Genomic DNA, 19,195 nt, shown 5'->3' with positions numbered 1-19,195 from the left:
GAGAGTTATATTGTAACTATGGACAAAATAATCATAAAAAAATTTGGTGGGACTTCGCTAACTGATTTAAACCGAGTTGCAAATTTGATAAAAAACGATATTGAGAAAGGTTGTAATGTAATCGTTGTTGTATCTGCTGTTGCAGGATTTACTGACCAAATGGTTTTTCAGGCTAGGCAAATCTCAAATTTAAGTTATAGACAAGAGTTATCAGAGTATGACGTTATGCTTTCAGCAGGAGAACAAATCTCTTGCGGTCTATTAGCTATCACTCTCCAATCGATCGGAGTTAATGCTAAATCGTGGCTTGCCTGGCAGTTACCAATTGTAACTGATGATTTTTATTCTGAGTCTAAAATAAAAACAATAAAGATTGAACGTGTGAAAAGATCTTTTGCTGAGGGTTATACTGCTGCGATCATTGCTGGTTTTCAGGGTATAAATGATGATAGAATCACTACTTTTGGAAGAGGAGGCTCTGATATATCAGCAGTTGCCTTCGCGGTAGCCTTTGGTGTTAGAACTTGCGAAATTTTTACTGATATTGATGGAATATATACAGCAGACCCGAGAATTGTTCCAAAGGCACGCAAGCTCAAATTTATCTCTTACGATGAAATGTTGGAAATGTCGTCATCTGGTGCTAAAATATTGCATAATCGTTCAGTACAACTTGCAATGAAACATGACATTAAAGTGCAAGTGCTATCCACTTTTAAGGAAGTAGAAGGCACCACAGTGCTACACAAAAGGGAGGTACTAGAGAGATACTTAATTACTGGAATAGCTTATAGCACTAATGAAGCTCTTGTAACTTTCACTAACCTTGCAAATAACTTGCGCACTTTAAGAGACATAGCAGGAGCAAACGTTAAAATTGATATGATACATGGGTCAAGTTTTGTTATCTCCAAATTTGATATTGATTTAATGGAAAAGTTACTGAATAAGAATGAAAATTATGCTATAAACGATAATGTAGCTAAAATTTCAATAATTGGTATTGGTGTTATGTCTAACACTGAAGTGATGCACCGCACACTCAAGGTTTTAAGCGAAAAAAAGATAGAAATACTTGCTATCACAACATCTGAAATCAAAATCAGTATAATTGTTCAAAAAGAATGCGCTGTAGCTTTAGTCAAAGATTTACATACTGAGTATGAGCTTGATATGCAGCACTAGGATAGGCTTGACGTCCAGTTGTCTAAGAGTATGTCTTGAAAAGGAATGAGGAAAAAAATATGATAGTGTAAGTAAAAAATAGGAGGGAAAATTGTATCCAAGTGATATAAGTGATAAGGAATGGGAAATTTTGGAGCCACATGTTGCACAAGGAAAGATAGGGAGGCCAAGAAAGCACAATATCAGAACAATTATTAATGCAATAAGGTATATAATGAGAGGTGGTTGTCAATGGAGAATGCTGCCGAAAGATTTTCCTCCATGGAAGACGGTGTATGACTATTTTCTCAGGTGACGTAGTAATGGCAAATTGGAAAAAATACATAATATGCTAGTAAAAGAGGTAAGAAAAATGTTTGGTAAAAATGAAACACCTTCAGTAGGAATAATTGACAGTCAATCAGTAAAAACCACTCAAAAAGGGGATCCAGAGGATATGATGCTGAAAAAAAAATAAAGGGTAGAAAACGTCATATTGTTGTAGATACAGTGGGCTTAATTATTGCGGCTGATGTTCATAGTGCAAGTGTTCAAGATCGTGATGGTGCTCTAAATCTTTTCACTCAAGCTAAATACAAGGCTCCAACTTTACGTAAGTTTTTTGCTGATCAAGGATACATAGCAAAACCGCTGTTTATTGGAGACAGGATACGATTACCAAGAAAGCTGTTGATGTTACAGGATTTTTCGACAATCTGGACCACAATTTAGCACTGCAGGCTATCAAGAAGCACACAGACTGCAAATGGGTCATACTGTATGTTGAAAGGTGGATGAAATCCCCTATTCAGCAAGCAGATGGCAGTAAGGTAGTTAGGGAAAAAAGGAGTTCCGCAAGGAGGTTCAATAAGCCCAATCATTTCAAACATATTTATGCACCATGCATTTGATATATGGATGAAACAAAATCACCCAACAGTACCATTTGAAAGATATGTGGATGATGCGATAGTGCACTGCAGAACTAAAAGACAGGCAGAATTTATGCGAGCAGCAATTGAAGAAAGATTGGCACAATGTAAGCTAAAATTGCAACCTGATACCAATGCCATTCCAAAACTCCATCATTATACTGCCTTAGTATAACCTTCTCACTTCTATTGTCTATTTGTTTGTTATGTAATAGAAATTGGTATGAGATTGAAGAATTAAGTGTGAACGGTTACAGAATTTTTGCCAGGAGAAACATATAGTTAAAGTAATTCAGATTTGTAAGATATGTTTATCTGCAATTATAGCTTCAACAGTAGGCAATGTTGCTTTTAATTACCTCAACATTTTCTCTTGGCAATTCTTTAATGAACCGAGAAGTGCGCATCGGTTGCCACTGGTTGTTAATTTCCCTCCTATCTGCACATGAAATGATTAACCTTTCTTTGGCTCTGGTTATGCCAACATATGCGAGTCTCCTTTCTTCTTCTAAAGCTTTACCACTTTTGTCATCAAAAGATCTTTGATGAGGAAATAATCCCTCTTCCCAACCAGGTAGAAACACGCACGGGAATTCAAGTCCTTTGGCTGCATGAAGAGTCATAACATATACGGTGTCATCGTTATTCATATTATCCACTTCCATCACCAAACTTATGTGCTCCAAGAAAGTTGTGGCATTATCGAAATTTTTTAAAGATGAGATGAGCTCCTTGACATTTTCTATTCGTGCTAAGCCTGTTACCTCCTCATTTTCAAGCATTTCAATATACCCTGATTGGTTTGCTACGATTTTAACGAATTCATGCAGTGGTTTTACGCTTACTATTTCTTCCCAAGCTTTAATTTTATTTAAAAAATCATTTAGTGAGAGTTTAATTCTTTCGGTTACTTGATTACTATTAACTAATATTTTTGCTGCCTCAAAAAAAGAAATTTTGTTATCCTGAGCAGTCGTGTATATTTTCTTTAGAGTTGTAGCTCCTATGCTTCTTTTTGGCCGGTTTACGATCCTTTCGAAAGCTAAGTCATCGTTATTGTTTGTAACGAGTCTTAAATATGCAATTATATCCCTGACTTCCTGACGTTCGTAGAATTTTACGCCACTTATAATCTTGTAGGGAATTGAATATTTTATAAAATACTCTTCGAGAACTCTAGTTTGAAAAGTGGCCCTTACCAGCACTGCAATGTCACTAAATCTGTATTTATTGAGCTTTAATATCTGTTCGCTTATGAACCTTGCTTCAGCTTTTCCGTCCCATAATTTTATTAGATTTACCTTTTCCCCTTCAATGTTTGTTGTCCACAATTTTTTTTCTAAGCGAGTCTTATTGTGATTGATAACATATGACGCAGTTGCAAGTATGTGGGATGTTGACCTGTAGTTACACTCTAGTTTAACGGTTTTTGCATTTTTAAAATCATCAGAAAACTTCAAAATATTTTCAACTTCTGCACCACGCCAACTATATATCGACTGGTCATCATCTCCTACACAGCAAATATTTGAGTGCTCTTTTGCAAGGTATTTTAGCCAAAGATATTGTATCGCATTTGTATCTTGATATTCATCTACCATGACATATTTAAACTTGTTTTGGTAGTAGGACAGAACTTCGGTCTTTTGATTAAAGAGTTGTATGTTATATAGCAATAAGTCACCAAAATCGACAGAGTTAAGGAATCTCAACCTTTCCTGATACTGGTGATAGACTTTGAGTGCAGTTACGTACACTGGCCTAAATGATTGAATATCTTCCACTTCAGATGGCAATAAGCACTTCTCTTTCCATTGCTGAATAATATTCATAATGGTCTTACATTTTTCTGATAGGTAATCAGGGCTTATTTCATTGATAATATTTTTTATTACCTGTAATTGGTCATCCACACCAATGATTGTAAAATTGGGGTTTAAGCCCACAATTTCTGCGTGCAGGCGCAAAATTTTTGCTGCAATTGCATGGAAAGTGCCAAGCCATGGTATGTTTGTGCCCGTTAGCTCAAGTACCCTTGATACCATCTCATTTGCTGCTTTATTTGTGAATGTAACAGCTAATATTTCATCAGAATAAGCGTGACCATTTCTAATTATGTGTGCTATTCTTGAAGTAATCGTTCTTGTTTTTCCGGTTCCGGCTCCTGCCAATATTAAAACCGGTCCATCTATGTTAGTTACAGCTGATTGTTGTTCTGGATTTAGCAGTGAGAGATAATCGTTCATCGTAGCCCTATAGATTATAACTTCGTAAAGTTAAACCTATGATTGAAATATTGTAAAGGTTTTATTGAATAGAACAGTTAAAGAATGCTTCACTCAAGTACTACATATTTAAACGTAGGTTTTACATCTATTTTGTTTTAGTAGTTTCAGGTGTATGTCGAGTAACAACAACTTGATTTGAGGTATTGGCACCAGAACTTCTGCTTGTTGGGTGGATAAGTGGAGTTTGGAATGGCTTATATGTACGGTTTAGTTCCTTCATTTCTATTTCTTCAACTTCAACAAGGGGTTTTTCTTTTGGGGTATAGCGATTATGCGTTGCAGGTCGTTCAGTGAGATTTTCATATGTTTCTTTCAACCAAGTTCCGATATCATACATAAATCCATACGCTTTTTCTTTAAATTCTCTCAATGATCTACTGAAACTTGCTAGTGTGTTATTAAAGTAAATTGTCATATAGTCTCTTGTGGTGTATTGATAACTTTCTCCATCTAGTCTGCTACTTTGTGCGTTATACCAATTCTCATTACTAGTGAATCAAATAAGCGGCATTGCAGAGTTTTTTAATTGTGGAGTGAGAAAGAGAGGTAATAAATTTGCACAAAGCGCTCTCAAGCAAAGCAATTGTGTCGTAGATTTTGTTACGCAAAATGTTCTGTTTTATATATAACCAAAACCTCTCAACAGGATTGAGGTCAGGTGAGTATGGTGGTAGGTATATAATGTCGATATTTTTAGGTACTTTTAAATTTTTTGACTTATGCCAACTAGCACAATCCATGATAAGAAATGCCTCCCTTGTTCCTAAATATTGTGACATCTGCTCAAGGAATATATTCATACAATCAGTATTGACGTTTGAGCTAGAACTTTCTCCATTTCTGGGATTAACTGCACTATAGAGATAAAAATTTTGCCTACCTAGTTTTACCTTAACCTGTGTCCTAATGCCTTTTTTAAACCACCCGTGTCCAATCTTTGAATGTGTGCCAAACCGCGATTCATCGAAGAAAAATAGCTCTTTTTCATGATACATGACAATAGTTTCATTAAGATTTTTTTTTAAATTCCTCTTGTTTACTTTTATCTTGTCCGTTATGCACTGGTCTTGGTGTGATATATGAGAATTTCATTCTTTGCATATTACGGTGTACTGTAGATTTGCTGATATTCAAACCAAACTTTTCTTGAATTCTTATTTTCATTTCTTTTATAGTAATATTGGGGTTTTCCTCTATCCACACCTCAACTTGTTCACGTTGACTTTGATTCAATATAGTTTTTCTACGGCGTTGAGGCGGAGCAAATAATTTTTCTTCTCTGCCAAATTTTAGGTCATGCAGTAAGTGCCTTTCTTGAAATGCAGCATATCTTTGCTACGGCTGTTATACTGTGCTTTTTTGCTGCAATTACAGCATTTAGTTTTTTTGCAACATATGCGTTATTTCTTACTTTCTTCAGCATTTCTTTTGCTGATTCCACCACTTTTTCATCCAATAATTTTGATCTTAATGCCATTTAAACCTCGCTACTTTACTTACTTCAGTATGGCTTTTTTTCTATTATTGTCTATCCGTTACTTGTGTAGCGGGAATTGGTATTAGAACTATTGTTGCTTTTGAAATAACCAAATATGTTGTACATTTTGAGCTACCGCTGATTATTAATATACATATATTATGCATTAATAAATTAAAGTTGTCAAGAATTTTACTACTTGCACTCTGTAAAGTTTTTGTTGTGTACTTTGAACTTTGAGAAAAATGGACGCCTAAATTTGACAATTGTGAAAATATTAGTTAAAATTATTGTATGTTAAGTATAGTAAATAGGAGAAAATATGCCTACTAATTCTGATGAGCAAAGAAAACTTTCACTTGAAGAACGGATAGTTATTACGTCTTTAACATCTGTGGAAAATTTAAGAATCCATAATGTTGAATCAGTTAAAAAAACGACTGACATAATAAGTTATTATGTTGAACAAATAAAGGAGCCCTTTGAGGAATTTATTAAGCAAATCAATGAGATACATACTTCATTTATGTGGGAACTTGATCGTCTTGATCATGATACTTTGAGAGAACACTTTAATGAAGGAGTAACAATAGATGCACTAAAAGAACATGTGCAATCTGTTGGACAATACTTAGAATGCACTTCAAAGATTTTATATAAATTTGGTAAGTTAAATGATGAAGAAAAATAACAAGGTAGTGATTTAGTAGCAGAAAAACTTAAAATAATAGAAGAGATTTCAAATCCTAAAAGCAAGCCAAACGCTTGTAGAACTTGTTGTGCTTTAAGTGGTGGTGCAATTATTGGAGCAGCTATAGCATACCTTGCAGGAGCTGCCACTTTAGCTCCTGCTATTGTTGCTGTTGCAGTATTTATTGCAGCCACTGTTGTTGGTGCACTGGTGGGTTATGGTATTGGAAAATCTTGTGAAAAGGTCAGTGAAGAAAGGCAAAAGGATCGCCATATGAGCATAGGTACTGTGATTAAGAATGTCCTTACTCCTGAGTGTTTAAAATCACAATCGCAAGTTCATCCATAAGGTAGGCATTTAGTATTGACTTTACAACAATAGTCACTTTAAATTAGTAACTATTGTTGCAGTTAAAGTATCAATGCCTTTTTTCTTTTATTTTTTTGCAATTCTAAGCATTTTATCTGCTGTATGCGTGATTAGCGTAAGAAATCCTGTGCATGCAGTATTATTTTTAATTTTCACCTTCGTTAACTCTGCAGTGCTTTTCATTCTTCTTGGAGCTGAATTCATTGCTATGATGGTACTGATAGTATACATCGGTGCAGTTGCAGTGTTATTCCTCTTTGTAGTTATGATGCTCGATATTGACTACATAAGGTTGCGCCAGGGTTTTGCAAAGCATTTCACTCTTGGTGCTATATTATGTGTTGTGTTTTTTCTAATCATCAGCTTTGTAATCCGCAGCTCAGCACCGAATATAAGCAATGTTATAAACTATAATACTAATAACGTGAAAGCTATTGGTAATTTGCTATATACTGACTATATGTATGCTTTTCATCTTTCTGGAATTTTGCTGCTTGTTGCAATTGTCGGTGCAATTGCTCTTACTTTGCAGGATAAGAAAAAAGGAGTTAAAAAACAGAATGTGTTAAAGCAATTGACGCAATCTTCATCTGTAAAATTGATTAAGGCTAAATTTGGAAAAGGAGTAGAATGGAAATAGGATTAAATCATTTTCTGATAGTTGCTGCTGTTTTGTTCACTATTGGAGTGTGCGGTATTTTCATCAACCGTAAGAGCATAATCAATATATTGTTATCAATAGAAATATTATTGCTGGCAATTAATATCAACTTAGTTGCTTTTTCTGCCTTTATGAATGATATAGTTGGGCAAATTTTTGTGATGTTTGTGTTGACTGTTGCGGCAGCAGAGTCAGGAGTTGGGCTTGCAATATTGGTTGTATATTATAGAAGCCGTGGCAATATAGACGTTGAACAAGCGAACTTAATGAAAGAATAAAAGTATGACGTATATACTGAAATTAATAGTATTTTTGCCACTTTTTGGTTCGCTATTTGCAGCACTTTTTAGAAAAAGTCAGTTAGTTACAACGGCAGGGATTGGAATATCTGCAGTTTTATCTTGGTATGTTTTTCTCACCTTCTCTGAAAATTATCACTTGAGTTTATTTCCTTTGTTTTCATTGAGCATCTTAAAAGTAAATTGGGCAATTAGTGTGGATGCTCTCTCATCCTTAATGCTTATTGTTATTACCACCGTTTCACTGGTAGTACATCTCTACTCTATCGGTTATATGGAGCATGATAAGGGGAAGTCGAGGTTTTTTTCTTACCTATCGCTATTTACGTTTTGCATGATTGTGCTGGTTGTAAGCGATAATTTCGTGCAGCTTTTTTTTGGCTGGGAAGGGGTTGGCCTATGTTCTTATTTACTCATAGGATTTTGGTTCCAAAAATATTCTGCAAATAATGCAGCAATTAAAGCATTTGTTGTGAATAGGGTAGGAGACTTTGCACTATTGATTGGAATCTTTCTTATTTATTATACATTTCACTCTTTGAATTTTACTGAAGTTTTCGACACAACTGATCTTCTTGGCACGCAGAACATTAGGGCATTCTGCTGTGAATTCAAAGTAACTCATATAATATGCATATTACTTTTTATTGGCTGTATGGGTAAATCTGCACAGCTTGGTTTACATGTTTGGTTGCCAGATGCAATGGAAGGGCCAACTCCTGTTTCTGCACTTATTCACGCAGCAACGATGGTAACAGCAGGTATATTTTTAGTAGCAAAGTGTTCTCCATTGTTTGAGTTATCAAATGTGGCACGAGAATTAATAGTTATCGTTGGAGCACTCACTGCTTTTTTTGCAGCCACCGTTGCAATTACTCAGAACGATATAAAGAAAATAATTGCTTATTCAACCTGCAGTCAACTTGGTTATATGTTCATGGCATGTGGGCTTTCTGCTTACAATGTTGCTATTTTTCATTTAATGACACACGCTTTTTTTAAAGCTCTACTATTTCTTGGTGCTGGCAATGTGATTCATGCAATGCATCATGAGCAAAACATTCAGAAAATGGGAAATTGCTGGAAGAAAATCCCTTGCACTTACGCTCTCATGTGGATTGGATCTCTTGCGCTTTCTGGGATATTCCCATTTGCAGGTTTTTATTCAAAGGATTTGATAATTGAACATGCTTATAGCACGGATAGCTTTGCTTTTGTAATAAGCTTAGTTGTTGCATTCTTCACAGCGTTTTACTCTTGGAGGTTATTGCTTCTTGTGTTCCACAGCCAAAAACAAAGTAAAATTAATATACATGAGGCACCAAAGATTATGCTTATACCATTACTGATACTCGCTTTTGGATCAGTATTTTCTGGAATATGGGGAGCAAATATTTTGAACATAACTAGTAATGCGTTTTGGAAATCAAGTTTAGTGATGATTGATGAGCATGGAGTTCATAATTTCTTTATAAAACTACTGCCAACCTTAGCAAGCCTAAGTGGAATAGCACTTGCGTACCTAATTTACCAATATCAAGTAATTAGGCAAATTAAGAGTAAATTTTTACTTAAGTTTTTGCAGAATAAATGGTACTTTGATGAGGTGTATGAGTTTGTTATAATTGCACCGATAAGGTTTATATCTAGGCTTCTATGGAAGTTTGATGTTAAGGCTATTGATTCATTTGGACCAAATGGTGTTGTAAGGTTGGTTAATGAATGTTCAAAAAGTTCTATAAAGTTACAAACTGGTTATATATTTGATTATGCATTTATTATGTTTGTTACTCTAATAATCGGTGCTTTATATATTATTGGAATTAAATAGAAGGTGTTGTTACTTAGTATATTCTTGCTTCCACTGATAGGAGCGTTGATTTTATCCTTAATCAGGATTAATCATCAATCTATACACCTAAGATTCCTTGCTCTATTTTTTGCTGTACTTCCATTTTTGCTTAGCATTGTAGTTTGTATAGAATTTGATTATAACAATGCGGACTTTCAGTTTGTCAGCTACCCAATTAGAAATGTTGGAATAGGGATAGATGGTATATCGTTGCTTTTCCTTCTGCTTACAACTTTCTTGTTTGTAATTTGTATACTCTACAACTGCAAAATGAGTTATACGACCCTAAAAGCCTATATGGCATTGTTTCTACTGCTTGAGAGTTTTGTAGTCGGTTTTTTCGTTTCACTGAATGCTATAAGCTTTTATGTGTTTTTTGAAGCTGTTTTAATACCAATGTTCTTTATTATTGGCATCTGGGGAGGAAAACACAGGGTATATGCAACGTTTAAGTTGTTTCTTTATACATTAACTGGCTCATTATTATTTCTACTTGGATTGGTTTACATCTATAACATTTTTGGAACGTTTAATATACAAAAATTAGCTACATTAGTGCCAAGCCTTGATCTTGAAGTGCAGTCATTGCTGTGGATTGCATTTTTTATTTCTTTTGCAATAAAAGTACCGATGTTTCCATTTCACACTTGGCTTCCTGATGCGCATGTACAATCACCAACTTCTGGATCTGTGATTTTAGCTGGCTTGCTTATTAAAATGGGAGGATATGGATTTTTAAGGTTTTCTATTCCAATGCTTCCTCAGGCAAGTTTATATTTTTCAAATTTCGTTGTTGTGCTGAGCATTATTGCGGTGATATATGCTTCGCTAGTTGCGTTTGCTCAAGATGATATAAAGAAGTTAATAGCTTATTCTTCAATAGCACATATGGGGATCGTTACTGCTGGCCTCTTTTCATTTTGTGAGGAAGGAGTACTGGGTAGCATATTTCAAATGATTAGTCATGGCCTTATTTCTGCTGCTTTATTTTTGTGTGTTGGAATGCTATATACTCGAACTGGAACTTTGGAGATTGCAAAATATTTTGGCATAGTAAACACAATGCCAAAATTTGGTTTTATGTTCATTTTATTTTCAATGGCTTCAATAGGGCTACCTGGAACATCTGGATTCATAGGTGAGTTTTTGGCTATGGTTGGAATGTTTAAGAGCATAGGGTTTTTTACAGGATTTATCGCACTTGGCACTATTTTAAGCGCAGTTTATATGCTGAATTTATGTAAGCAAATAATATGGGGGGTTAGCTATTCTAAATTATTAAATAACCGCTTGGATAGCATAGAATTTTCTGTCTTAATTCTGCTTGCAGTGTTTGTTATTTTGCTTGGATTCTACCCAACCCTTGCACTGAATTATTTGAAGCCATGTATGGCAAATTTGTTAGTCAAATATAATGCGCTATGAATTATATACAGATATTGCCGGAAACGTTCTCTATTATCTCCTCGTTAGTGTTGCTACTGCTTGGAATTATATTTAACCGCCGAACTATCAACTTATTAGCACTTGGCTGCACAGTGGTAACTTTGATTATTTTAATTATTTCGGCAGAAAACAATGAAATTTTTCTCTTTAATTCGTTGTTAAAACTCAATTTATACATCAGGTCAGCCCAAGGGTTAATTCTCAGCACAGGAATTTTAATACTTTTGATGCTGAATTTATCAAAATATGACTATAAATATGAATTTTCAATACTGATTCTTTTTGCGCTATTTGGCATGATAACTTTGGTTTCAGCAAATAGTCTGATTTCTTTTTATTTAGCTTTTGAGTTGATGAGTATATCTTTGTATGTTCTTGCGAGCTTTAATAAAGATTCAGCTTATTCATGTGAAGCAGGAGTGAAATATTTTACACTTAGTGCACTATCTTCCTGCATTATGCTATATGGAATGTCGCTGCTTTATGGATATACAGGACAAGTCAATTTCTCTGAGCTCGGTTCATTCTTGCAAAGCCATCAGATAACTTATGGAATAGTTTTTGGGTTAGTTTTTATCCTTATTGGTTTGTGTTTCAAGCTTGCTATTGCTCCTTTTCATATGTGGGCTCCAGATGTCTATCAAGGTGCACCTACCATAGTAACTGCGTTTTTTTCTACGGCCCCAAAAGCTGCACTTGTAACATTTTTAATTCGATTGATGAATGAAGAGTTAGTAAATGTAAAAAGTTATGTTCAGCCTATTTTCTTATACGTTTCAGCATTGTCTGTGCTTATCTCAGCTTTTGAGGCTTTGCGTCAGCAAAACTTAAAAAGGCTGCTTGCTTACAGTTCAATTGGTCACATTGGTTTTATATTTGCTTCACTTTCTATTTTTACACAAGCAGGAACAGATAGTGCCTTAATGTATCTGGTGATATATATCATCACAAGCATAGGGCTATTCTCATATCTCGTACAAATTGACGATGACGATTGTGATATTGCAAACTTGTCTGGTATAGGGAAGAAACGCCCAATTGTAGCATTTCATCTTTCTGTGCTGTTACTCTCGATGTCGGGAATACCTCCACTTGCGGGTTTTATCGCTAAATTTTTTATATTCAAAAGTTTAATAAATTCTGGCTTTATCACCCTGTCTTTGATCCTTGTAATGGCAAGTGTTATATCGTGTTACTATTATCTAAATATTATAAAAGCTATGTATTTCGATAAAGCTAGTGGTAATAAGGTTACTTATTCTAAGGGTCTATTCATTATCACTTCGGTGGCTTCACTGATTAACCTCGTTCTTTTCTTGTACGTTTTACTCACTCATTGAACTAAAGGGCTGACAAGGTGATCCCTGAGGGTTTTCATATTCATCATTACAAAGAAGTTTTAAGCACTAATGGAAAAGCACTGGACTTAATTAACAGAGGAATATCAAATGAAACTGTTATTATTGCCGATAAACAAACAGAAGGCAGGGGGCGCACCGGAAAAAGTTGGGTTTCTCCAGAAGGTAATTTCTATGCGAGTTTGGTGATAAACCTCTTTAACGATTATCTGAATGAAAGCCAGCTTTCGGTGTCATTCCAGTGCGTGACGCTGGAATCTAGGAATCAAGAAGCATGGATCCCAGTGTCAAGCACTGGGATGACATCGGATGGTACTGGGATAACAGTAGGCTTAACGAGTCAAGTTAAAGACATCAGCAAATTAACAGAATTGACTTTTGTGACTGCTCTTGTTGTAGGGAATACTTTACTGTCATTTATGGATGATAGTAACATTCAATATAAATGGCCAAATGATGTCCTAGTTGATAGTAAAAAAATCAGTGGAATATTGCTTGAAAAAAGATCCAATTCGAATTGGCTTATTGTAGGAATTGGAATTAATGTCAATCATGCACCACTTCCAGGAACAACGTGTATTAGCAATTACGGTGAATCTGTGTCTAACATAGATCTATTAGAGAAATTAATAATAAATTTTAATAAGCTAAGAAAGCAATGGCTGTTTGATGGGTTTTATGCTATAAGAAAAATGTGGCTCACAAGAGCATTCAAGATGAACGAGCAAATCAGTGTAAAGTTAGCTGACAAATTGTACGAAGGAATTTTTGCTGATATAGATGAAAGTGGTAAATTGGTGTTGCAGCAAAAGGATGGAAGCTTAATTTATTTTGATGCAGGTGAGTTATTTATTAACGATATATTATGAACACGTATGTGATTTTTGCTTACCTTATTAGTCTTACATTGATTACCGGAGAACTGATTCTTACCATTTCTTGCTATATTAAAAGTAAAAAAATTCTAGAAAGCCTGAAAGATAATAATGAAGAAGAAACATAAGCGATTACTTATAACTTCAGGAATTTTCTGCTTTTTAAGTTGTGCAGTTTTTTTTATTTTAACAACGCTCAAAGAAAATATCTCATTTTTCTATACAGTAAGTGAGGCAATAGTTTTACCAAATAGTCAAAAACTAATCCGTGTTGGTGGAATGGTTGTTGAAAATAGCGTGATACGCAACGAAAGTGAAGTGATTTTTCAAATGACAGATTTTAATAAGAGCGTTATGGTGAAATATCAGGGAATACTTCCACCAATGTTTTCAGAAAAAAGTGGTATTGTTGTGCAAGGTAAAATGTCTGATAACAGTACCTTTCTTGCAGATACGGTGTTTGCAAAACATGATGAGAACTATATGCCGAAAGTTTTAAAATAGATTCCTTAATCTGGCTATATTGAAATAGTATGTAGAGAGAGTAACAGCCTGCTAGCAAGCTGTGACTTTCCTAACTACTACAATATATCAGAGTGAGTTGGTGCTTCCCATTCATCTATGTCGTCATCACTAACCGTTCCTGTTTTTAATTTTTCAACTTCTTCTCTTAGATTATTAAAGTTTTTTTCCAAACTTTCATAATTCTGATTAGTACCCATAACTACCTTGTCTAAATCATATAAATCCTTACTCAATTTATTCTGAACATAGTTTGCATTAAGCCTCAATTGGTAATCCAAGCCAGAAACAAATGTGTCGTTTAAATCTTCGACTAGTTTGTCTAGAACTTTATGAACATAGCCAACCGACGCATTCTTTTCTTTATTGCTCTCAAAAGATTTAGGCTTAATTTTGACTTCTATGTCATCTATTACTCTAGAGTTATCTCCGCCTATTATGCCTATTAATTCAAAGTCTTTTCCTGTTGCCTTCATACTGTAATCACTCATATTAACTCCTATAAAAAATTATAATTTTCAAAATCAACTCAGCTACATTGAAATGATATGTGAAAAAAGTAATAGCCCAGTGGGCTATTACTTTTTCTTATTTTTGCTAATTATTAGCTATTTTCTATCCTAGTGGATTTAACTCTGGAGAAAAAAAGGTGTTGGGGTTTATTATGTCAGAATCCGTGAATGAATCTACTTCTTCTCTCAATTTATCGATTTTCTCAATTAAACCTGAATCTTCATCACCAATTTCCTTCTTTATTGTAGATAAATGCTGTGTGGTTTTGCTTACTACGTTATTGATATGTCTTATTATGGGATTGACTGATTCTACAAATGTGGAAACTTTTACCATCCCTGTCTTTCCTTCTATCTCTTTTAGTGGTGCCTCAATTAACTCCACATTAAATTTTTTATCTTCTGTTGAATTACTCATATTTATTAACTCCTTAAATAATAATATTAAAAATAATGTTATTCATTATCTTCTGTAATCTGCTAAACAGATATGGAGTAATCCTGAACAGTATAAGCATCATTACTGTTAAGGTAATACTCTTCATTTACTACAGAAGAATGTTGATAGCTAAATTGATTGGGGTTAACTATATCATCACCTTCCAGCAATTCCTTAAGTTCTTCAAGTTTTTCTTTCATTTCCTCTTGTTTCTTGTTTTGTTCATCAAACTTCTCTTTTAACGCATCAATAATAGCTTTAGACTGATCTTGATTGCCAAGATCACCAATCACAGCTGTCACTTTCTCATAAGGCAGTTTGTGAATGATGTCTTTAAGCTCTTCTGCACCTACGTTATCCAAAAGTTCTTTAAACTGCTCATTAGACATATTGCGAGCAAAAGCTTGAAGTTTTTCTGGATTATCAACTAAAGACTTAATGATAATCTGAATCTTATTAGAATCAGTTAAATCCTGAGCAATTGCTTCGAGTTTCTCATGATCAAGCTTATTAACTAAGTCTTTCAGTTGTTCTTCTTGCAGACTATTTACTAAAGCTTTCAACTGATCACCTTCTAATTCTTTGGAGAGTATTGTCAAGTGGTGCTCAGCCAAGTCTTTTGCAAGCACTGTAAATTGCTCGTCATTTAAAGTTTTAATAAGTGCTTTGAACTGATCCACTTTTAAGTGAGGTAAAATTTCTTTTACTTGCTCTGGATTTAAGTCTCTAACTAGGTCTTGTCGACATAAAAAAATAGTGATATAGAGTACTCTTTATTAATAGGTAAAGAGAATGCTATATGATTTAAAAGATGAGCAATGGGAGAGAATAAAAAACCATACGCGTCAAGTTAAGGAAATAAAGGTATGAAAGAGATAGAATAATAAGGTATAAGTTCTCCCAGATATACTTTTAGTGAGAGAACCAATGAATAAAATAACTTGCTTATCAAAAAAGCTCAAAGAATTTTTTAATGAAAAAGCAGAGAAAATCTCAATTACAACAAGGTTTATAAAAAGAAAGAGAAAGCTAAAAGGTTCATCATTCGTAAAAGCCATGGTCTTGGGTAATATAGGAGTTGATAATTGTAGCGTAGAAACAATGTGTCAATTACTAAACGAGGACTCGATAGATATAACAAAACAAGGTTTGGATTTTAGATTTACTGAAGAAGCAGTGGAATTTATGAAAAGGATGTATAATGAATCTGTGATTCTCTTTAAAAATATCTTGCAAGTTGATTGCAAAATCTTACAGCAATTTAATAGTGTTAAATTATTGGACAGTAGCTATATTACTCTACCTAACAGTATGGAAGAGATGTATAAAGGTTATGGTACTAGCTACAGTGGCTATGAAAGCAATACTAAGTCTGGAATAAAGTTACAATTAGTTTTCGACTACATGAATCAGATAATAGACCAACTTAATTTAACGGAGGGGGTAAGATCAGACCAGGGATATAGGAAACATTTAAGTAATATATTAAGCAATGATTTGCTAATATCTGATCTCGGTTATTTTGTGCCAAGTTCTTTTAAACAAATCAATGAAATAGGAGCTTATTTCATAAGTCGTTATAAATCCGATACCAACATATATGATGTAGAAACAAATCAAAAAATGGAGTTATTAGAATGTTTAGAGGATAAGTTATTTTTAGAAAACGAGGTATTGTTAGGAAAAGAAGCAAAAATTAGAGTAAGAATTATATGTCAGAAACTAACTGAAGAACAGTCTATGGCCAGAAGAAGGAAAGCTAATAGATTAGCAAGATCGCAGGGATATACATCCTCTAAAAGAAATCAAAAATTGTTGAACTGGTCAATATTTATAACTAATGTTCCAGAAAATAAAATTAGTGCTGAGCAAGTATTAACGATTTACAGAGTAAGGTGGCAAATTGAGTTATTATTTAAATTGTATAAAAGCCATATCAGGCTTGATAAGCTAAAAGGAAAGCCATGCAGAGTATTATGTGAACTATATGCTAAATTGTGCGCAATTCTTATATTTCACGGCATAGTTGGTTGCACAGAAGTGAAAAAGAATACAGAACTTAGCTTAACAAAGGCATTTATTGAGCTAAAAAGGCGGGTTAGAGAGTTATTTTTAGTATTAACCAAAATTAATAGTTTAAAAGCATTTCTTAAAAAACTCACTATAACTTGGTCGCGATTTTCATTAAAAGACAAACGTAGAAGGGCTAGAGTATCCACTTTAACCTCTCTAAATTTGCTCACAATCTCTTAACTTGACGCGTATGGAATAAAAAACAGTCTGCCAGGTAAGGAAGGAGATAGAGGAAGAAGCGCAAAAGATAACAGGAGATTCGTAGCTGCAATAATGTGGATAGGTAGAACAGGAGCAACATGGAGAGCATTGCCGGCTGAGTATGGAAAATGGTCAAGTGTACATAAACGTTTTATAAGGTGGGCAAAATCTGGTGTTTGGCAGATGATTTTCAACACATTAGCTGTTAATGGAGACACAGAGTGGCTCATGATAGACTCAACAATAATCAGGGCACATCAACATGCTGCTGGTGCAAGAAAAAAATGTGGAAACTGGTAGACAAGAACAAGAGCTGGGACGGTGCAAAGGAGGATTTTCAAGCAAATTACACGCTGCTTGTGATGCTTTGGGCAACCCACTGAGATTCTTTGTTACTGCAGGGCAAAGATCGGATTACGTAAAAGCTTTAGACCTGATAGAAGGCAAGAACATGGAGGCACTTATTGCCGATAAAGGGTATGACGCAAATTATATGATTGAGGCTGCAGAAGCTGTAAATGCTGAGCCAGTAATCCCACCGCGTTCCAACAGAAAAACACCAAGAGAATATGACAAAGAATTGTATAAAGAGAGAAACTTAATCGAAAGGATGTTCAACAAAATCAAGCACTTCCGCAGAGTTGCTACACGCTACGACAAATTGGCCATAGCTTTTCTGTCTTTTGTTCACATTGCTGGCATTTATCTTTGGTTAAAATAAATGTCGACACTGCCTAGTAAAAAGGAAACTGTGGGGTGAAGAATTATCTCTGCTGGTAAGTTTTTCTCACTATCCAATTTTAGATTTTTTGATTCTGCTAAACTCTCAATAACACGAATTATAACATTCTTTCCATTCTCATCTATTGAGTGGATATCAGCTCCACGATTAATCAGCAATTCCATTATTTTGTGATCTGTAGCATGTCCTAAAGCCTGATTTAAAGCTTGATTATTATTTATATCAAATGATCCTGTATTCTTGAAAGACATAGTCTTTGAAAAGAATTTTCTAAAACTATTTAATGCATCATAGAGCATTAGAGTCAGTTTAACACCTTTTATGTCATTGTTTTTGACAGATTTAATTAAAAAATTATCTATTATGCCCATGATTATACCCCCTATATAAAAGCTCACTACCATGGTACAATTTTAAACTATGATGATTTATTTTCTACTAATAGCAGCTCTCTATAACCACTTAACAAGTGGTGGCATTGACATCATAATTGCATCTGGATTGCCGTCAGTCATTAAACCAAACCTTGTGCCACGATCGTATAACAGATTGAATTCTACATATCTGCCACGTTTTATTAATTGATTTTCTCGTTGTTCTTTTGTCCAAGATTTTTGCATATGTTTACGTATGACGTGCGAATAAATTTCCAAAAAGGCTTCACCTACTGCTTTTGTGAACTCAAAATCGTTTTCCCAGTTGCCAGAACTCAGATTATCATAGAAAATGCCACCAATACCACGTGGCTCTTTTCTGTGTTGTAAGAAAAAATAATTGTCACATTGCTCTTTAAATTTTGGATAATATCCGGTGTCAAATCTATCACATGTCATTTTGATTGATTCATGGATATACTTGCAATCTTCTTCATTTTTATATATTGGCGTAAAATCCATTCCTCCACCAAACCATTGTTTTGAAGTATATATCAGCCTTGTGTTCATATGTGCTGCAGGGATAAGGGGCGATTGCATATGAGACACTAAAGATATACCGCTTGCCCAAAACTCTCCGTTACTTTCACTTGCACCAGGAATCTCATTAATGGCTGAATCTGCAAATTTTCCGTGTACTTTTGAAACGTTTACTCCAACTTTTTCAAAAACATTACCAAAAATAATTGTAGATTCACCACCTCCACCACCTGGGCGATCCCACTTTCTCTTTTCGATCTTTGGTTCTGCGGATGATTGTTTTTCAATTGATAAGAAAGATTCTATGATCTTATCTCTTAGTGCACAGAACCATTTAAGTGCTTGTGTTTTTTGTTTTTCCATAATATCCTCTTACTAGC

At 34.5% G+C, this 19,195-nt stretch carries 20 protein-coding genes and 3 pseudogenes; 14 read left to right on the top strand and 9 right to left on the bottom strand.

Features of this window, described 5'->3' with window-relative positions:
- Nucleotides 1-18: 18 nt before the first annotated feature.
- The 4 genes from AAGD66_RS05705 to AAGD66_RS05695 all read left to right on the top strand — a co-directional run bounded on the left by AAGD66_RS05705 (nucleotide 19) and on the right by AAGD66_RS05695 (nucleotide 2,271).
- On the top strand, nucleotides 19-1,185 hold the full coding sequence (locus AAGD66_RS05705) for an aspartate kinase (protein WP_264723870.1): 1,167 nt from the start codon (nucleotides 19-21) through the stop codon (nucleotides 1,183-1,185).
- Between the two features lie 91 nt (nucleotides 1,186-1,276).
- The gene (locus AAGD66_RS05700) at nucleotides 1,277-1,480 is read left to right on the top strand and encodes an IS5 family transposase (protein ID WP_007549940.1); all 204 of its coding nucleotides are present in this window, start codon (nucleotides 1,277-1,279) and stop codon (nucleotides 1,478-1,480) included.
- A gap of 158 nt (nucleotides 1,481-1,638) precedes the next feature.
- Entirely contained in the window at nucleotides 1,639-1,896 is a 258-nt protein-coding gene (locus tag AAGD66_RS07035) for a transposase (RefSeq protein ID WP_138264905.1), read from the top strand.
- 162 nt (nucleotides 1,897-2,058) lie between these two features.
- Complete coding sequence (locus tag AAGD66_RS05695) at nucleotides 2,059-2,271, top strand: hypothetical protein (RefSeq protein ID WP_065094389.1); 213 nt, start codon at nucleotides 2,059-2,061, stop codon at nucleotides 2,269-2,271.
- Nucleotides 2,272-2,425: 154 nt separating this feature from the next.
- Here AAGD66_RS05695 and AAGD66_RS05690 read toward each other — a convergent pair whose 3' ends face one another.
- The 4 genes and pseudogenes from AAGD66_RS05690 to AAGD66_RS05675 form a co-directional block, all read right to left on the bottom strand.
- Nucleotides 2,426-4,342 carry an ATP-dependent helicase gene (locus AAGD66_RS05690; protein WP_155969319.1) on the bottom strand — a complete coding sequence of 639 codons (1,917 nt, stop codon included), beginning with the start codon at nucleotides 4,340-4,342 and terminating at the stop codon, nucleotides 2,426-2,428.
- Between the two features lie 127 nt (nucleotides 4,343-4,469).
- Nucleotides 4,470-4,799 carry a hypothetical protein gene (locus tag AAGD66_RS05685; protein WP_246165590.1) on the bottom strand — a complete coding sequence of 110 codons (330 nt, stop codon included), beginning with the start codon at nucleotides 4,797-4,799 and terminating at the stop codon, nucleotides 4,470-4,472.
- A 73-nt stretch (nucleotides 4,800-4,872) separates the two neighbouring features.
- Nucleotides 4,873-5,861, bottom strand: a pseudogene (locus AAGD66_RS05680) (IS630 family transposase).
- Nucleotides 5,862-6,410: 549 nt separating this feature from the next.
- Nucleotides 6,411-6,746 carry a hypothetical protein gene (locus AAGD66_RS05675; RefSeq protein WP_341814447.1) on the bottom strand — a complete coding sequence of 112 codons (336 nt, stop codon included), beginning with the start codon at nucleotides 6,744-6,746 and terminating at the stop codon, nucleotides 6,411-6,413.
- A gap of 16 nt (nucleotides 6,747-6,762) precedes the next feature.
- Between AAGD66_RS05675 and AAGD66_RS05670 the strand changes: the two genes are divergently transcribed.
- The 8 genes from AAGD66_RS05670 to ccmE all read left to right on the top strand — a co-directional run bounded on the left by AAGD66_RS05670 (nucleotide 6,763) and on the right by ccmE (nucleotide 13,916).
- Nucleotides 6,763-6,900, top strand: a complete 138-nt coding sequence (locus AAGD66_RS05670; protein WP_265024484.1) for a hypothetical protein — start codon at nucleotides 6,763-6,765, stop codon at nucleotides 6,898-6,900.
- A 73-nt stretch (nucleotides 6,901-6,973) separates the two neighbouring features.
- Nucleotides 6,974-7,561: an NADH-quinone oxidoreductase subunit J gene (locus AAGD66_RS05665; protein ID WP_264339643.1), complete on the top strand. Its 588-nt coding sequence runs from the start codon at nucleotides 6,974-6,976 to the stop codon at nucleotides 7,559-7,561.
- Nucleotides 7,552-7,860, top strand: coding sequence for an NADH-quinone oxidoreductase subunit NuoK (gene nuoK, locus AAGD66_RS05660; protein ID WP_006012916.1), 309 nt, complete (start codon nucleotides 7,552-7,554; stop codon nucleotides 7,858-7,860). Before AAGD66_RS05665 ends, nuoK begins: the two co-directional genes overlap by 10 nt.
- Before the next feature lie 4 nt (nucleotides 7,861-7,864).
- Entirely contained in the window at nucleotides 7,865-9,712 is a 1,848-nt protein-coding gene (gene nuoL, locus AAGD66_RS05655) for an NADH-quinone oxidoreductase subunit L (protein ID WP_182309334.1), read from the top strand.
- Nucleotides 9,713-9,715: 3 nt separating this feature from the next.
- On the top strand, nucleotides 9,716-11,158 hold the full coding sequence (locus AAGD66_RS05650) for a NuoM family protein (protein ID WP_264339642.1): 1,443 nt from the start codon (nucleotides 9,716-9,718) through the stop codon (nucleotides 11,156-11,158).
- Complete coding sequence (locus tag AAGD66_RS05645; RefSeq protein ID WP_264723872.1) at nucleotides 11,155-12,519, top strand: NADH-quinone oxidoreductase subunit N; 1,365 nt, start codon at nucleotides 11,155-11,157, stop codon at nucleotides 12,517-12,519. Before AAGD66_RS05650 ends, AAGD66_RS05645 begins: the two co-directional genes overlap by 4 nt.
- A gap of 17 nt (nucleotides 12,520-12,536) precedes the next feature.
- Nucleotides 12,537-13,406: a biotin--[acetyl-CoA-carboxylase] ligase gene (locus AAGD66_RS05640; protein WP_264723873.1), complete on the top strand. Its 870-nt coding sequence runs from the start codon at nucleotides 12,537-12,539 to the stop codon at nucleotides 13,404-13,406.
- Nucleotides 13,407-13,523: 117 nt separating this feature from the next.
- Complete coding sequence (ccmE, locus tag AAGD66_RS05635; protein ID WP_264723874.1) at nucleotides 13,524-13,916, top strand: cytochrome c maturation protein CcmE; 393 nt, start codon at nucleotides 13,524-13,526, stop codon at nucleotides 13,914-13,916.
- 77 nt (nucleotides 13,917-13,993) lie between these two features.
- Here ccmE and AAGD66_RS05630 read toward each other — a convergent pair whose 3' ends face one another.
- From AAGD66_RS05630 to AAGD66_RS05620, 3 genes and pseudogenes are all read right to left on the bottom strand, one after another.
- Nucleotides 13,994-14,425, bottom strand: coding sequence for a hypothetical protein (locus AAGD66_RS05630; protein WP_264723875.1), 432 nt, complete (start codon nucleotides 14,423-14,425; stop codon nucleotides 13,994-13,996).
- A 124-nt stretch (nucleotides 14,426-14,549) separates the two neighbouring features.
- Nucleotides 14,550-14,864 carry a hypothetical protein gene (locus tag AAGD66_RS05625; protein WP_264723876.1) on the bottom strand — a complete coding sequence of 105 codons (315 nt, stop codon included), beginning with the start codon at nucleotides 14,862-14,864 and terminating at the stop codon, nucleotides 14,550-14,552.
- A 62-nt stretch (nucleotides 14,865-14,926) separates the two neighbouring features.
- A pseudogene (locus AAGD66_RS05620) lies at nucleotides 14,927-15,619 on the bottom strand (magnesium transporter MgtE N-terminal domain-containing protein); the annotation flags it as partial.
- A gap of 193 nt (nucleotides 15,620-15,812) precedes the next feature.
- Here AAGD66_RS05620 and AAGD66_RS05615 point away from each other — a divergent pair.
- Nucleotides 15,813-17,138, top strand: coding sequence for an IS4 family transposase (locus tag AAGD66_RS05615; RefSeq protein ID WP_264339118.1), 1,326 nt, complete (start codon nucleotides 15,813-15,815; stop codon nucleotides 17,136-17,138).
- 15 nt (nucleotides 17,139-17,153) lie between these two features.
- Nucleotides 17,154-17,880 (top strand): annotated as a pseudogene (locus AAGD66_RS05610) (IS5 family transposase).
- Here AAGD66_RS05610 and AAGD66_RS05605 read toward each other — a convergent pair.
- Nucleotides 17,862-18,272 (bottom strand): hypothetical protein, encoded by a 411-nt coding sequence (locus AAGD66_RS05605; RefSeq protein WP_341814446.1) that lies wholly within the window; start codon nucleotides 18,270-18,272, stop codon nucleotides 17,862-17,864. The pseudogene AAGD66_RS05610 and the gene AAGD66_RS05605 sit on opposite strands and share 19 nt — an antisense overlap.
- An 81-nt stretch (nucleotides 18,273-18,353) precedes the next feature.
- Entirely contained in the window at nucleotides 18,354-19,178 is an 825-nt protein-coding gene (hemF, locus tag AAGD66_RS05600; protein WP_264707465.1) for an oxygen-dependent coproporphyrinogen oxidase, read from the bottom strand.
- Between the last annotated feature and the right edge of the window lie 17 nt (nucleotides 19,179-19,195).

This window comes from Wolbachia endosymbiont (group A) of Dendrolimus pini (genome assembly GCF_964026835.1).
Lineage (GTDB): Bacteria > Pseudomonadota > Alphaproteobacteria > Rickettsiales > Anaplasmataceae > Wolbachia > Wolbachia pipientis.
The sequence above is the reverse complement of the archived record's forward strand: the minus strand, read 5'-3'. Positions and strand labels throughout refer to the sequence as shown.

Bases quoted from the DNA above. Each gene is read 5' to 3' on its own strand.
- hemF (WP_264707465.1), bottom strand. From the start codon at position 19,178: ATGGAAAAACAAAAAACACAAGCACTTAAATGGTTCTGTGCACTAAGA.
- nuoK (WP_006012916.1), top strand. From the start codon at position 7,552: ATGGAAATAGGATTAAATCATTTTCTGATAGTTGCTGCTGTTTTGTTC.
- AAGD66_RS05605 (WP_341814446.1), bottom strand. From the start codon at position 18,272: ATGGGCATAATAGATAATTTTTTAATTAAATCTGTCAAAAACAATGAC.
- AAGD66_RS05625 (WP_264723876.1), bottom strand. From the start codon at position 14,864: ATGAGTAATTCAACAGAAGATAAAAAATTTAATGTGGAGTTAATTGAG.
- AAGD66_RS05695 (WP_065094389.1), top strand. From the start codon at position 2,059: ATGCACCATGCATTTGATATATGGATGAAACAAAATCACCCAACAGTA.
- AAGD66_RS05665 (WP_264339643.1), top strand. From the start codon at position 6,974: ATGCCTTTTTTCTTTTATTTTTTTGCAATTCTAAGCATTTTATCTGCT.
- AAGD66_RS05705 (WP_264723870.1), top strand. From the start codon at position 19: ATGGACAAAATAATCATAAAAAAATTTGGTGGGACTTCGCTAACTGAT.
- AAGD66_RS05615 (WP_264339118.1), top strand. From the start codon at position 15,813: ATGAATAAAATAACTTGCTTATCAAAAAAGCTCAAAGAATTTTTTAAT.
- AAGD66_RS05645 (WP_264723872.1), top strand. From the start codon at position 11,155: ATGAATTATATACAGATATTGCCGGAAACGTTCTCTATTATCTCCTCG.
- nuoL (WP_182309334.1), top strand. From the start codon at position 7,865: ATGACGTATATACTGAAATTAATAGTATTTTTGCCACTTTTTGGTTCG.
- AAGD66_RS05690 (WP_155969319.1), bottom strand. From the start codon at position 4,342: ATGAACGATTATCTCTCACTGCTAAATCCAGAACAACAATCAGCTGTA.
- ccmE (WP_264723874.1), top strand. From the start codon at position 13,524: ATGAAGAAGAAACATAAGCGATTACTTATAACTTCAGGAATTTTCTGC.
- AAGD66_RS05630 (WP_264723875.1), bottom strand. From the start codon at position 14,425: ATGAGTGATTACAGTATGAAGGCAACAGGAAAAGACTTTGAATTAATA.
- AAGD66_RS05685 (WP_246165590.1), bottom strand. From the start codon at position 4,799: ATGACAATTTACTTTAATAACACACTAGCAAGTTTCAGTAGATCATTG.